Here is a 12,807-nt window from a genome sequence, read left to right as displayed (position 1 = left end):
AGATGGCAAACATTCTGGTAGTGGACGATGAAATGGGTATCCGTGAGTTGCTCTCGGAAATCTTGAGCGACGAAGGACATGCGATACAACTGGCGGAAAACGCCCAGCAGGCGCGTGAGGCGCGGGCCGGCGGTGCGCCCGACCTGGTGCTGCTCGATATCTGGATGCCGGATACCGACGGCGTCACGCTGCTCAAGGAGTGGCAGCGCGACGGTCTGTTGACCATGCCGGTGATTATGATGTCCGGTCATGCGACCATCGATACGGCGGTCGAGGCGACCCGCATCGGTGCGCTCAATTTCCTGGAAAAACCGATCGCCCTGCAAAAACTGCTGAAGGCGGTCCAGCAAGGCCTGACCCGCGCGCAGGAAACGGTGCGCGCGCCGGCGCTGGCGCCGCGTCCGGTTGCGGCGGCCCAACCCGAGGAGGCGCCCAACGCCGGCTTCAACCAGCCCAACCCGGCTGCGGCGATTGCCGTGCGCGGCGGCGCCACCATTGCCGGCGCCGACAACCACATGTTCAATCTGTCGTTCGACCTGCCGCTGCGCGAGGCGCGCGACGCCTTCGAGCGCATGTATTTCGAACACCACCTGGGCCGCGAAGGCGGCAGCATGACGCGCGTGGCCGAGAAAACCGGCCTGGAACGCACCCACTTGTACCGCAAGCTCAAGCAATTGGGCGTGGAGCCGGGCAAACTCGCAAAAAAGGGCGTCTGAGCCCGTGACCGGACCCAAGTCCGCCGGCGCAGCCCCATCACGGGCGCCGGTGCCGACCTGGCTGGTCATTGGCTCCCGCGCCCGCGAGCGCGAAACCGCCATTGCTGCACGCCTGGAAACAGGCGTGTCCAGCGTCGTCATCCTGGAAGGCCTGTCGGACGGTTGTCCGGCACTGGCCTTCGACCCCGCCGATGGCCCCATCCCCTTCGATCCCGTACCGCAAGTGTTGCGTATTGCCCCAGGCTGTCTCCATTGCAGCGGCAATCTCATTTTGCGAGTAACATTGAATCGCGTGCTGCGCCGTCCTCCGGAGCGGCTCTACATCAGTCTGGCTTCCGCCGAGCACCTTGAACTGCTGCGTTCCTGGTTGTCCGAGGCGCCCTACGGCGCGTTGCTGGAGTTGCAACCCGACATCGCGGCCTAGCCCCCGCCCGCTGATCGGCCTGTTTTGGCCTTGAATCGTCCGCTTTCAGCCCCATTTCGGTACTGAAGGCGCAACCGAGTAGTGTTACGCCCCTTGTGAAAGGAAGCAACATGAACCTCATCTATAACAGCGAGCAATACAGTGTTGTCGAATTCGGCGCGGACCGTACCCTGGATGCGTTGCGTTTCGGCGGTTATGAAATCGTCGACAAAGGCGGCAAGCGCGAAATCTTCATCAACGGCATCCTGGCGCAGAATTTCCGCCGCGACGTCAACGAGCTGATCGCGGGCGAGCCGACGATGGCGGAAATCGACGAGTTTTTGGGCAGTTATGATGAGCTGATGAGCCATCCGGTGCTGCTGCACTAAAAAAAGCACGCGGCGCATGGTATGGTTCGCCTGTAACAACAGAGAACCAGACCATGTGCCAACTCCTAGGAATGAACTGCAATGTCCCGACCGACATTGTGTTCAGCTTTACCGGCTTCGCCATGCGCGGCGGCCAGACCGATACCCACCATGACGGCTGGGGCATCGCCTTTTTCGAAGGCGCCGGCGTGCGCCACTTCGTCGATCACCAGGCGGCCATCGCCTCGCCGATCGCCGAGCTGATCAAGCGCTATCCGATCAAGTCCACCAATGTCATTGCCCATATCCGCAAGGCCACGCAGGGCCAGGTGGCGCTGGAGAATTGCCATCCCTTCGTGCGCGAGCTGTGGGGACAGTACTGGGTGTTCGCCCATAACGGCGACCTGAAGGAATTCGCGCCGGTACTCAACGGCGCCTATCGCCCGGTCGGCAATACCGACAGCGAACGGGCGTTTTGCTACATTTTGCAGCACTTGCGCGCCCGCTTCGGCGAGCAGCGCCCGCCGCTGGCCGAGCTGCGCGCCGCGCTGGCCGACATGGCGCGCGAGATCGCCGCTTATGGCACGTTCAACATGCTGCTGTCGTCCGGCGGCGAGCTGTTCGCCCATTGCTCGACCAATCTGTTCTACCTGGTGCGCCAGCATCCCTTCGACAAGGCGGTGCTGTCGGACGAGGATGTCAGCGTCGATTTTTCGCAAGTGACCACCCCCAACGACCGCGTCGCCATCATCGTCACCCAGCCGCTGACGACCAACGAGCAATGGACGGCCTTCGCCCCCGGCGAGCTGAAACTGTTCATCGACGGCGTCCCGCAGGCCGGGGACTGAGCCAAATTATCAAGACAGGGCCAGATATTGCTGTCAAAATATTAGTACGGCGAAATATCAGCCCCATGTTTTGTACTGATAGAAGCAATGATCGATCTCTCCCTACACGATACCGGTCCCCGGAATCTGCGCGTGCGCGAATTCTATCTGGGGCGCCAGCCCATCCTGGACCGTAACCAGACCCTGTTCGGTTACGAGTTGCTTTTCCGCAACGCTCCGGTGGGCCCGGCCAACGTCACCAACGAGCTGGCGGCGACGGCGGCGGTGATCGCCCATGCCTCGCAGCTGGGCATGGAAAAGACCATAGGCGACGCCCTGGGCTTCGTCAATGTTGATGCCGATGTCATCATGACCGACATCTTCCCCTTCCTGCCACGCGAAAAAGTGGTGCTGGAGATCGCCGAAACCCTGCCGCTGACGCCGGCGCTGCTGGCGCGCATGACGGAACTGGTGGGCCACGGCTTCCGCTTCGCGCTGGACGACGTCACCGGCGATACGGCCAATGTGGCGGCGCTGCTGCCGCTGGTCGACTACATCAAGATGGACATGCGCAACCTGCCGCTGTCCACGCTGATGAAGCTGGCTCCGCGCTTCCGCCAGGAGCAGAAGAAGCTGGTGGCGGAAAAGGTCGAGACCCGCGAAGAATTCAAAAATTGCCTGGACCTGGGCTTCGACTACTTCCAGGGCTATTACTTCTCCAAACCCGTCATCATGAGCGGCAAGAAGCTGTCGCCGTCGCAGCTGGCGGTGATGGAGCTGATGACGCTGGTGACGTCCGAGGCGGACAACCAGGAAATCGAACGCGCCATCAAGCGCGACGTGTCGCTGGCGCTGAACCTGCTGCGCCTGGTGAACACGCCGGCCGTCGGCGCGCGCCAGCGCATCGATTCGCTGAGCCAGGCGGTGACGATACTGGGCCGCCGCCAGCTGCAACGCTGGCTGCAAATCATGCTGTATGCCGAGCCGAGCAAGCGCGGCCACAGCATGACGCCGCTGCTGATGCTGGCCACCACGCGCGGCCGCCTGCTGGAGCTGTTGGCCGGCAAGCTGCGCCCTAGCCAGCGCAACTCGGCCGACATCGCGTTCACGGTCGGCATCATGTCGCTGATGGACACGCTGTTCGGCATACCGATGTCCGAAATCCTGGCGCAGATCCCGGTCAACGAGGAAGTGTCGGAAGCGCTGCTGTATCGCGGCGGCTTCTTCGGCGACCTGCTCAAGCTGGCCGAGTGCATAGAGCGCATCGAAGAAATGGACGACCACATCGTGCCGACGCTGCGCGACCTCGCCATGTCCACCGACGAACTGGTGGAACTGGAAATGGCCGCCTTCGAATGGAGCGACAACGTGGTGCGCTACGCGCTGTAACGCACCACGGCGGGCCGGGCTATGTAGCGTGGCCCGCGCCCGGCCAGTGCTTGTGCAGCTCCGGATCGGTCTGCATTTCCCACAACGCCAGCACCGCCACCGCAATGCCCACCACGACCGAGTTCCACATCAGCTCGCGGTTGTCGGCGATTTTCAGCACCCACGGTGAAATCGCCACCCATATCCCCACCAGCAGATTGAGCACCACGGCCCAGAAGTAGGTCTTGTACAGATCGAACGCGGCCAGCAGCGCCACGACTGCGCCGGAAATGAACGCGGTCCACGCCTGTATCGACGGTATCGGATACGCAAACACCCACGGTGAAATAAAGAACCACAGCCCCAGCAGCAAGATCAGCTGATCCTGCCAGCGTTTGATGGACGGATTGGTTGCCATATGCGCCTCCCTAGTCAGGCCGCCCGGATGGCGGCGTTCATTCTTAGGCCCCGCAACAACGTAAAAGTTCACAGCCGGGATTGGCAACTTGCCATTTAGGTATCGCGACGCTATGCTTGCCGCTTATCGAATACTCAACAGGACGGCTATGGCTTCGGTATTACTCAGCGTGAATCAGGTCTCCAAATCCTACGGCGCGCGCAAGGCGGTGGACGGCGTGTCCTTCCAGGTGCAACAGGGCCAGACCGTCGGCCTGATCGGCCCCAACGGCGCCGGCAAGTCGACCACCGTCAGCATGATCTGCGGCCTGCTGCGCAGCGACAGCGGCAGCATCGTCATGGATGGCGTAACCATCAGCCAGGGTCCCAGCCAAGCCAAGCGCAAGATCGGCTTCGTGCCGCAAGACCTGGCGCTGTACGAAGACCTGTCGTCGCTGGAAAACCTCAAGCTGTTCGGCGCGCTCTACGGCCTGAAGGGAGCACTGTTGAAGCAGCGCTGCGATCAGGCGCTGGCGCTGGTCAACCTGACCGACCGCGCGCAGGACAAGCCCGCCACCTTCTCGGGCGGCATGAAGCGCCGCCTCAATATCGCCGCCGCGCTGCTGCACGACCCGCAATTGCTGATCCTCGACGAACCCACCGTGGGCGTCGATCCGCAAAGCCGCAACGCCATCTTCGACACGCTGGAAACGCTGAAGACGCAGGGCCGCTCGCTGATCTACACCAGCCACTACATGGAGGAAGTGGAGCGCCTGGCCGACCACATCGTCATCATCGACCACGGCAAAGTGCTGGCCGACGAAACTCCGGCCGCGCTGTACCGCCGCCTGCCGGCCCAGGCCGCGCTGCGCGCCGAGCTGGCCGCCGCACCATCGGCCGCGCTGTTGTCCGGCGTGCAGGCCCAGCCCGGCGTGACCGGCGTGCAGGGCGAGGGCAACGCGCTCGACATCGGCCTGGCCGACGCCGCCCACGCGCCGGCCGTGCTGGCCTGGCTGGCGCAGCAGGGCACGCCGCTGCTGCACTTCGCCACCGCCAAGACTTCGCTGGAAAACATCTTCCTCAACCTGACCGGCCGCAGCCTGCGCGACTGATAGGAACACCATGACTGCATTGATCGCCCTGGTCCGCAAGGATCTGATCCTCTATATCAACGACAAGCGCGCGCTGATGCTGCATCTGCTGATGCCGGTCATCCTGGCGGCCTTCTTCGGCTCGCTGTTCGGCGGCGGTTCCGAAGCCAAGACCAGCAAGATCGAAGTCGGCCTGGTGCAGCTGGACCAGTCCGACAGCGGCAAGAAAATCGCCGCCGGCCTGAAAGCCGACAGCGCCCTGACCATCATCGACCTGAGCGACACCGAAGCCCAGGACCGGGTGCGGCATGGCAAGCTGTCGGTGGCGGTGGTGATACCGGCCGGCTTCGGCGATGCCGCCGCCGGTGCGCTGTTCAGCGGCCGCAACAAGCCCGAGCTGCCGGTCTACTACGATCCTTCGCAATCGACCATGCTGGCCATGGTGAAGGGCTTGCTGACGCAGCAGGTGATGCAGGTGACCAGCGCCGCCGCCATGGGCCCCAAGGGCAACCTGACCACGGAAAAACAGCTGGCCGAACTGCGCGCCGAAGCCGCAGGCGATCCCGCCAAGGCCCCGCTGAGCGAGTTCCTCACCAGCCTGAAGAAATTCCAGGACCAGCGCGCCGCCGACGAGGCCGGCAAGGAAGCCACCGCCAAGGCCGAGGGCAAGCCGGCGCCTGCCGATGCGCCGGTCGGCATGACCATGCCCTACACCACGCAGGACCAGGCGCTCAGCAGCGGTCCCAAGTACAACGGCTATGCGCATTCGTTTGCCGGCATGGGCGTGCAGTTCATCCTATTCATGGGCATCGACATGGGCGTCGGCATCTTGCTGGCGCGCCGCACCGGTGTCTGGAACCGCCTGCTGGCGGCGCCGGTGTCGCTGGCCACGGTGCTGAGCGGCCGCGCCGTGTCGGGCGCCATCATTGCCATGGGGCTGATGTGCGCGATGTTCGTCTGCGCCATGCTGATCTTCAAGGTGCAGATCAGCAGCGTGCCGGGCTTCCTTGGCATGGCCGCCAGCTTCTCGCTGATGACGGCGGCCTTCGGCCTGCTGATCGCCGCCTTCGGCAAGACGCCGGAAGCGGCGCGCGGCATCGCCACTTTCGCCACGCTGATCATGGTGATGCTGGGCGGGGCCTGGGTGCCGTCCTTCGTGTTCCCGGCCTGGGTGCAGCAGGCCACGCTGGTGGTGCCGACGCGTTGGGCGGTCGATGGTTTCGACGCCGTCACCTGGCGCGGCCTGGGGCTGGATGGCGTGCTGCAACCGATCGCGGTGCAGCTGGCGTTTGCCGTGGTGTTCGGCGGTATCGCGGGCTGGAAATTTTTGCGGGATCAGAAATGACGAAATTCGACTGGCATGGTGCAGAAATTTCGCGGGCAACTGAAATCGATGCCGACTATCGGAACACGCAAAACGTGCGGCGTTTTCTTACCGGCCAGTGCGGGCCGGATTTCAAGTTCGACCGCGAGCTGATGGCCTGGGTGCGTGGCGGCGCCGCGAAGAATATGGGCGACGTGGCGGATGAATGGACGCGCCGCCGCGAGCGGGGGTAAGCATGAAGGAGTTCAGGTTTAATATTTTCGGAAAGTTCATTGCGATCACCGGCACAGCCGGGGCCTGGCGCGCCTACTACCTTGGCGCTGACGGCAAGCGCCGGCCTGCGGACTTCATCGTCCCAGGCGACATCGCCGAGCATGAACTGTGCGAGTATCTGGCCGACCTCTATCATGAAAATGCGACGCCTCGAAATTGCCAGGCGGTGCAGATCGCATGAAGAACAAGCGAGGGCTGACGATGCGCGTATCGCGACAACGATACTCAACAACGCTGCGCGCACTGATCCTGGCGACCTCCTCACTGTCGCTGCGGGCCAGCGCTGCCGACGCGCCGCCAGCCTATCCATGGCATTTGGCGGATATCTGGTGGACCTTGCCTTCACACCAACGGCTCGATACGCTGAGCATCGCGTTCGACATCTCAAACGACGTTCCGGACGACGTCGATCTATACATCGCGCCACTCGGCCTGATGACGGTTGGCGGCGCGAATTTTTACGGCGGTGTTCAGACCCGCGTGGCCGGCTGGCCAAGTGCCGCCGAGCGTACTTTGGTTCCGCTCGGACGCGGAACCTTGTTTTCCCGCTGGGCCACCGGTAAGGTGATTGATCTGGACTATGCCAAGGGACCGCCGGGAACGCATTTCGAGGCCGGTTCCTATGAGGGAAATTTCGTGAGCGTCCGCTCTGCTTGTCGTTGGCACGCCGGCCGCTATGTGTACGCCGTCAAGCGCGAAGTAAAGGGCGGCCAGAGCTGGCTTGCCGCCACCGTACAGGACGCCCGTGGTAAGAGCGTATGCACGGCGGGATTGCTGCGGATGGACGGTGACGACGCCATGCTTGCCCCCCAGCTTGGATCATTTGTTGAAGTTTACGGATCGGACTCCGTGATCCCGACCGTGACCATCACCTTTGATCCCCCGTCGCTCAACGGCCATGTTGTCGAGCTGTCCAGCGTGCTCGTGAATTACCCGGAGAACGGCGTTCCGCAAGCACCTCGTTTTGCATCGGTTGTTGCAGCGGGCGGCAGAATTCAAATGGCTGTCGCACCAAGACCATTAAGCGACGGTATTCGGCAGCAAACGCTGACCTTCAATCCGGTACGCCAGGCGGCGCTGCAGGAATCGATCCTGCCACCTGTCCCGTGACCCTAAAGCGCCTGAAGTCCTGAGGAATCGATTATTCTGACGTGGATAAGCGCAACGCGACGGGTTCGAGCTCTGGATACTTCCTGTGTATGGGCTTCATGATGTCGAGATACATCGCCCCGATGATTTTTCCTATCTCTTCCCGGTAAGCGTCGAACTCCTCTTCGCTGCAGGTTTCCCGCACCCGGATGAGCGAATTATTCAGTTCTTTTGACTGTGCCTCAAGCATGGACAGCACTTCCTGGGCTATCTCTTTCCGCATTACTACTTCCATTGCAACCCCCCTTCATTCAAATCAAACCGAGCAGAACTTTAACCTAAAGTTTCCGTAAATCAATCCGATACATAAGGATACAAATCGTTTTCGTGAGCTTTTGAATGCCTCAATCCGTCCGGGCCCTGATCGCGCACTGCGTGAACCAGGTGGTTCGCCAGTACTATCCCGAACAATACTGTTCGTTGTGCCATGTCTACGCCATCGTTGGTTCCAACCTGATCAGCATCGTGCTGGGGCGGGTGTTCCGGCCGGTGGCGGGCCTGGCCGCAGTCGATTGCGGTGGCGGCGAGTTGATGCGGATGATGGACAACGATGCCTTCTCCAACCCCATCGGCGGCGCCTACCACTGCTGGATCGAATCGGCCGACGACGTGATGACCGAGCGCGAAGTGGTGGACCTGACTTTCCGACACAATCACATCTACGCTGAAAAGAACGGCCACGGCTGGCGGCGCGAACTGCCGCCGGACTTCCTGTGGGGGCCGCAAAGCCAGATCGCCCTGCAGGCGCCGATCGATGCGATCCCGAACTCCTTCCCGGATGGCATGGTCTGGCTGCACGAAACCGACGAAGGCTGGGAATGGATGACGGGCCAGTTGCTGGCGCATCAGAATGCCTTTGTGGCACTGACGGCCGAGGCCTACAAGCTGTTCCAGGCCAGCCTGCCGCCGGACAGCAGGCTGCTGACGCAGGCCGCGCCCGGCGTGGACGCGGCGGCCACCGAGACGATGACCGCGCTGTAAAACATCAGGACAGGTTAGGCGCCAGCCAGCGCTCCATGTCGGCCTTGTCCACCTGGCGGCGCGCAGCCATGTCGTTCAACTGATCCTCGCCGATTTTCCCGACCACGAAGTACTTCGACTCAGGGTGGGCGAAGTAGAAGCCCGACACCGCCGCACCCGGATACATGGCGAACGATTCGGTCAGCACCATGCCGATGTCCTCGGCCTGCATGGTGTTGAACATCTCGCGCTTGACGGTGTGCTCCGGGCAGGCCGGATAGCCCGGCGCCGGACGAATGCCCACATACTTTTCAGCGATCATGTCGTCGTTGCTCAGCGCCTCGCCCGGAGCATAGCCCCACAGGTCGGTACGCACGCGTTCATGCAGGTACTCGGCGAAGGCTTCTGCCAGGCGGTCGGCCAGCGACTTGAGCATGATCGACGAGTAGTCGTCGTGCGCGTCTTCGAAGCGCTTTTCGTACTTCTCGATGCCCAGGCCCGCCGTCACGGCGAACATGCCGATGTAATCCCTGATGCCCGATTCCTTCGGCGCGATGAAGTCGGCCAGACACTGGTTGGGCCGCTGCACGCCGTCCACCACCGGCTTCACGCCCTGCTGACGCAGGCCGTAGTAGGTGAAGTCGACGGTGCCGCGCGTGTCGTCGGTGTAGACCTCGATGTCGTCGTCGTTGACGCTGTTGGCCGGCAGCAGCGAGATCACGCCGTTGGCGGTCAGCCAGCGGCCGTCGATCAGTTTCTTCAGCAGCGCCTGGCCTTCGGCGTACACCTTGGTCGCCGCTTCGCCGACCACTTCATCGGTCAGGATGGCGGGGAAGGGACCGGCCAGATCCCAGGTCTGGAAGAACGGGCCCCAGTCGATGTACTTGGCGATGGTGGCCAGGTCGACATTTTTGAATTCGCGGCGGCCGATGAACTTCGGCTTGACCGGCGCGGCCGCGCCGGTGAACGGCACCACCATCTTGTTGGCGCGCGCATCCTTCAGCGACAGCATCGGCAGCGCCTTCTTGTTGGCGTGCTGCTCGCGGATGCGCACATAATCCTGCTCGATCTCGTCGATGTACTGCTGGCGGCTCTCCGGCGTCAGCAGCGACTGCGCCACCGATACGGAACGCGACGCATCCGGCACATACACCACCGGACCCTCGTAGTTGTGGGCGATCTTGACGGCCGTGTGGGCGCGGCTGGTGGTGGCGCCGCCGATCAGCAGCGGGATCTTCATCATGCGGAAGTGTTCGTCGCGCTGCATTTCCTTGGCCACGTGGGCCATCTCTTCCAGCGACGGCGTGATCAGGCCGGACAGGCCGATGATGTCGGCGTTTTCCAGCTTGGCGCGCGCCAGGATCTCGGAGCAGGGCACCATCACGCCCATGTTCACCACTTCGAAGTTATTACACTGCAGGACCACCGAGACGATGTTCTTGCCGATGTCGTGCACGTCGCCCTTGACGGTGGCGATGACGATCTTGCCCTTCGGTTTGGCGACGATGCCGGTGCGCGCTTCCTCGGCCTTCTTCTCTTCCTCGATGTAGGGAATCAGATGGGCCACGGCCTGCTTCATCACGCGCGCCGATTTGACCACCTGCGGCAGGAACATCTTGCCCTGTCCGAACAGGTCGCCGACGATGTTCATGCCATCCATCAGCGGGCCTTCGATCACGTGGATAGGACGGCCGTTGGCGGCCAATACCTGCTGGCGCATCTCTTCGGTGTCGTCGGTGATGAACTGGGTAATGCCGTGCACCAGCGCGTGCGCCAGGCGCTTCTCGACCGGCGCGTTGCGCCACTCCAGGTTCTGCGCATCCTGCTTGCCGGCGCCGGCCTTCAAGGTGCCGGCGATGTCGATCATGCGTTCGGTGGCGTCGTCGCGGCGGTTCAGCACCACGTCCTCGACGCGCTCGCGCAGCTCGGCCGGCAGGTCGTCGTACACGCCGACCATGCCGGCGTTGACGATACCCATGGTCATGCCGGCCTTGATGGCGTGGTACAGGAACACGGTGTGGATCGCTTCACGCGCCGGGTCGTTGCCGCGGAAGGAGAACGATACGTTGGACACGCCGCCCGAAATCTTCGCGTGCGGCAGGTTGTCCTTGATCCAGCGGGTGGCGTTGATGAAGTCCACCGCGTAGTTGTTGTGCTCTTCGATGCCGGTGGCGATGGCGAAGATGTTCGGGTCGAAGATGATGTCTTCCGGCGGGAAGCCGACGGTGTTCACCAGCAGCTTGTAGGCGCGCTCGCAGATTTCGATCTTGCGCTCGAAGGTGTCGGCCTGGCCCTTTTCGTCGAAGGCCATGACGATGACGGCGGCGCCGTAGCTGCGGCACAGCTTGGCCTGGCGGATGAATTCTTCCTCGCCTTCCTTCATCGAGATCGAGTTGACGATGGACTTGCCCTGCACGCACTTCAGGCCCGCTTCGATCACCGACCATTTCGACGAGTCGATCATGATGGGTACGCGCGAGATGTCCGGTTCCGAGGCGATCAGGTTCAGGAAGCGCGTCATGGCCGCCAGCGAATCGAGCATCGCCTCGTCCATGTTGATGTCGATGACCTGGGCGCCGTTTTCCACCTGCTGGCGGGCCACGCTGAGCGCCTCGTCGTACTGCTCGTTCAGGATCATGCGCGCGAAGGCCTTGGAGCCGGTGACGTTGGTGCGCTCGCCGACGTTGACGAACAGCGAATCGTCGTCGATGGTGAACGGCTCCAGGCCGGACAGGCGCTGCGCCACATGCACTTTCGGCACGCTGCGCGGCGTGACCTTGGCGAGGATCTCGCCGATGGCCTGGATGTGGTCGGGTGTGGTGCCGCAGCAGCCGCCGGCGATGTTGATGAAGCCCGCTTCGGCGAACTCCTTCAGCAGCGCCGAGGTGTCGGCCGGCAGCTCGTCGAAGCCGGTGTCGCTCATCGGGTTGGGCAGGCCGGCGTTGGGGTAGATGCAGACAAAGGTATCGGCGATCTGCGACAGCTCTTCGGCGTAGGGGCGCATCAGCGCCGCGCCCAGCGCGCAATTGAGGCCGATGGTCAGCGGCTTGGCGTGGCGCACCGAGTTCCAGAAGGCCGGCACGGTCTGGCCGGACAGGATGCGGCCGGAGGCGTCGGTCACGGTGCCGGAGATCATCAGCGGCAGGCGCGGTTGGTCCGGGTTCTCTTCGTAGAATTTGTCGATGGCGAACAGCGCGGCTTTGCAGTTCAGCGTGTCGAAGATGGTCTCGACCAGCAGCACGTCGACGCCGCCTTCGATCAGGCCCTTGGTTTGCTGGTGGTAGGCGTCGACCAACTGGTCGAAGGTGATGTTGCGGGCGGCGGGGTCGTTCACGTCCGGCGAGATCGACGCGGTCTTGGGCGTCGGCCCGAGCGCACCGGCCACGAAGCGCGGCTTGTCGGCGCTGCTGTACTTGTCGCAGGCGGCGCGCGCCAGCTTGGCCGCTTGCACGTTCATCTCGTAGGCCAGGTGGCCCATGTGATAGTCGTCCTGCGCGATGGTGGTGGCGCCGAAGGTGTTGGTTTCGATCAGGTCGGCGCCGCCGGCCAGATAGCGCTCGTGGATCTCCTGGATCACATGCGGCTGGGTCAGCGTCAGCAGCTCGTTGTTCCCTTTGACGAACAGTTCGCGCGCGCCGGAGTCTGCGGGAGCGGCAAAGTCGATGAAGCGGCCGTTGGGGCCGCCGCGGTATGCGGTTTCATCCAGTTTGTACTGCTGGATGATGGTGCCCATCGCGCCGTCGAGAATCATGATGCGGCGTGCGAGGATCTCACGCAGTTGGGCATCGGTCTTGGACATGACGGGGCGGGACACGTTGTTATTCATTTATTACTTTCTTTGGTCGTGGACGAGCGCGACGGGAGTTGCCGACGGTCTAAAATTATACGGCATCACGGAATTTGCTTCAGAAGACTGCTGCGACGCAGCAACA

At 62.8% G+C, this 12,807-nt stretch carries 14 protein-coding genes; 11 read left to right on the top strand and 3 right to left on the bottom strand.

Annotated elements, in window-relative coordinates:
* The first annotated feature begins 2 nt into the window (after positions 1-2).
* From GEV02_RS23600 to GEV02_RS23580, 5 genes are all read left to right on the top strand, one after another.
* Complete coding sequence (locus GEV02_RS23600; protein ID WP_008445040.1) at positions 3-716, top strand: response regulator; 714 nt, start codon at positions 3-5, stop codon at positions 714-716.
* A 4-nt stretch (positions 717-720) separates the two neighbouring features.
* Positions 721-1,140, top strand: a complete 420-nt coding sequence (locus GEV02_RS23595) for a GTPase (protein ID WP_328595900.1) — start codon at positions 721-723, stop codon at positions 1,138-1,140.
* A gap of 110 nt (positions 1,141-1,250) precedes the next feature.
* Positions 1,251-1,508 carry a BTH_I0359 family protein gene (locus GEV02_RS23590; protein WP_020704859.1) on the top strand — a complete coding sequence of 86 codons (258 nt, stop codon included), beginning with the start codon at positions 1,251-1,253 and terminating at the stop codon, positions 1,506-1,508.
* 53 nt (positions 1,509-1,561) lie between these two features.
* A complete protein-coding gene (locus GEV02_RS23585) occupies positions 1,562-2,335 on the top strand; it encodes a class II glutamine amidotransferase (RefSeq protein ID WP_152840411.1) in 774 nt (257 codons plus the stop codon).
* A gap of 87 nt (positions 2,336-2,422) precedes the next feature.
* On the top strand, positions 2,423-3,703 hold the full coding sequence (locus GEV02_RS23580) for an EAL and HDOD domain-containing protein (protein ID WP_152840410.1): 1,281 nt from the start codon (positions 2,423-2,425) through the stop codon (positions 3,701-3,703).
* 19 nt (positions 3,704-3,722) lie between these two features.
* Here the strand turns inward: GEV02_RS23580 and GEV02_RS23575 are convergent, their stop codons facing one another.
* A complete protein-coding gene (locus GEV02_RS23575) occupies positions 3,723-4,100 on the bottom strand; it encodes an SPW repeat protein (protein WP_152840409.1) in 378 nt (125 codons plus the stop codon).
* Positions 4,101-4,248: 148 nt separating this feature from the next.
* Here GEV02_RS23575 and GEV02_RS23570 point away from each other — a divergent pair, with 148 nt between their 5' ends.
* From GEV02_RS23570 to GEV02_RS23550, 5 genes are read left to right on the top strand one after another with little or no spacing between them, the layout of a single operon-like run.
* On the top strand, positions 4,249-5,190 hold the full coding sequence (locus tag GEV02_RS23570) for an ABC transporter ATP-binding protein (protein WP_152840408.1): 942 nt from the start codon (positions 4,249-4,251) through the stop codon (positions 5,188-5,190).
* 10 nt (positions 5,191-5,200) lie between these two features.
* Positions 5,201-6,514, top strand: a complete 1,314-nt coding sequence (locus tag GEV02_RS23565; protein ID WP_152840407.1) for an ABC transporter permease — start codon at positions 5,201-5,203, stop codon at positions 6,512-6,514.
* Positions 6,511-6,726 carry a DUF6434 domain-containing protein gene (locus tag GEV02_RS23560; RefSeq protein WP_152840406.1) on the top strand — a complete coding sequence of 72 codons (216 nt, stop codon included), beginning with the start codon at positions 6,511-6,513 and terminating at the stop codon, positions 6,724-6,726. Before GEV02_RS23565 ends, GEV02_RS23560 begins: the two co-directional genes overlap by 4 nt.
* A gap of 2 nt (positions 6,727-6,728) precedes the next feature.
* Positions 6,729-6,947, top strand: coding sequence for a DUF7661 family protein (locus GEV02_RS23555; RefSeq protein WP_152840405.1), 219 nt, complete (start codon positions 6,729-6,731; stop codon positions 6,945-6,947).
* Positions 6,944-7,876 (top strand): hypothetical protein, encoded by a 933-nt coding sequence (locus GEV02_RS23550; RefSeq protein WP_152840404.1) that lies wholly within the window; start codon positions 6,944-6,946, stop codon positions 7,874-7,876. Before GEV02_RS23555 ends, GEV02_RS23550 begins: the two co-directional genes overlap by 4 nt.
* Before the next feature lie 31 nt (positions 7,877-7,907).
* On the opposite strand, the gene GEV02_RS23545 is transcribed toward GEV02_RS23550, so the two are convergent.
* Positions 7,908-8,150 carry a hypothetical protein gene (locus GEV02_RS23545; protein ID WP_217433160.1) on the bottom strand — a complete coding sequence of 81 codons (243 nt, stop codon included), beginning with the start codon at positions 8,148-8,150 and terminating at the stop codon, positions 7,908-7,910.
* Between the two features lie 104 nt (positions 8,151-8,254).
* On the opposite strand from GEV02_RS23545, the gene GEV02_RS23540 reads away from it, so the two are divergent.
* Positions 8,255-8,896 carry a hypothetical protein gene (locus tag GEV02_RS23540; protein WP_152840403.1) on the top strand — a complete coding sequence of 214 codons (642 nt, stop codon included), beginning with the start codon at positions 8,255-8,257 and terminating at the stop codon, positions 8,894-8,896.
* Positions 8,897-8,900: 4 nt separating this feature from the next.
* Here GEV02_RS23540 and metH read toward each other — a convergent pair whose 3' ends face one another.
* Positions 8,901-12,674 carry a methionine synthase gene (gene metH / locus GEV02_RS23535; RefSeq protein WP_152840470.1) on the bottom strand — a complete coding sequence of 1,258 codons (3,774 nt, stop codon included), beginning with the start codon at positions 12,672-12,674 and terminating at the stop codon, positions 8,901-8,903.
* Between the last annotated feature and the right edge of the window lie 133 nt (positions 12,675-12,807).

It is taken from the genome of Rugamonas aquatica (assembly GCF_009380215.1).
GTDB lineage: Bacteria > Pseudomonadota > Gammaproteobacteria > Burkholderiales > Burkholderiaceae_D > Rugamonas > Rugamonas aquatica_B.
The sequence above is the reverse complement of the archived record's forward strand: the minus strand, read 5'-3'. Positions and strand labels throughout refer to the sequence as shown.

Bases quoted from the DNA above. Each gene is read 5' to 3' on its own strand.
- GEV02_RS23545 (WP_217433160.1), bottom strand. From the start codon at position 8,150: ATGGAAGTAGTAATGCGGAAAGAGATAGCCCAGGAAGTGCTGTCCATG.
- GEV02_RS23585 (WP_152840411.1), top strand. From the start codon at position 1,562: ATGTGCCAACTCCTAGGAATGAACTGCAATGTCCCGACCGACATTGTG.
- GEV02_RS23565 (WP_152840407.1), top strand. From the start codon at position 5,201: ATGACTGCATTGATCGCCCTGGTCCGCAAGGATCTGATCCTCTATATC.
- GEV02_RS23540 (WP_152840403.1), top strand. From the start codon at position 8,255: ATGCCTCAATCCGTCCGGGCCCTGATCGCGCACTGCGTGAACCAGGTG.
- GEV02_RS23570 (WP_152840408.1), top strand. From the start codon at position 4,249: ATGGCTTCGGTATTACTCAGCGTGAATCAGGTCTCCAAATCCTACGGC.
- GEV02_RS23555 (WP_152840405.1), top strand. From the start codon at position 6,729: ATGAAGGAGTTCAGGTTTAATATTTTCGGAAAGTTCATTGCGATCACC.
- metH (WP_152840470.1), bottom strand. From the start codon at position 12,674: ATGTCCAAGACCGATGCCCAACTGCGTGAGATCCTCGCACGCCGCATC.
- GEV02_RS23550 (WP_152840404.1), top strand. From the start codon at position 6,944: ATGAAGAACAAGCGAGGGCTGACGATGCGCGTATCGCGACAACGATAC.
- GEV02_RS23590 (WP_020704859.1), top strand. From the start codon at position 1,251: ATGAACCTCATCTATAACAGCGAGCAATACAGTGTTGTCGAATTCGGC.
- GEV02_RS23580 (WP_152840410.1), top strand. From the start codon at position 2,423: ATGATCGATCTCTCCCTACACGATACCGGTCCCCGGAATCTGCGCGTG.
- GEV02_RS23600 (WP_008445040.1), top strand. From the start codon at position 3: ATGGCAAACATTCTGGTAGTGGACGATGAAATGGGTATCCGTGAGTTG.
- GEV02_RS23575 (WP_152840409.1), bottom strand. From the start codon at position 4,100: ATGGCAACCAATCCGTCCATCAAACGCTGGCAGGATCAGCTGATCTTG.
- GEV02_RS23560 (WP_152840406.1), top strand. From the start codon at position 6,511: ATGACGAAATTCGACTGGCATGGTGCAGAAATTTCGCGGGCAACTGAA.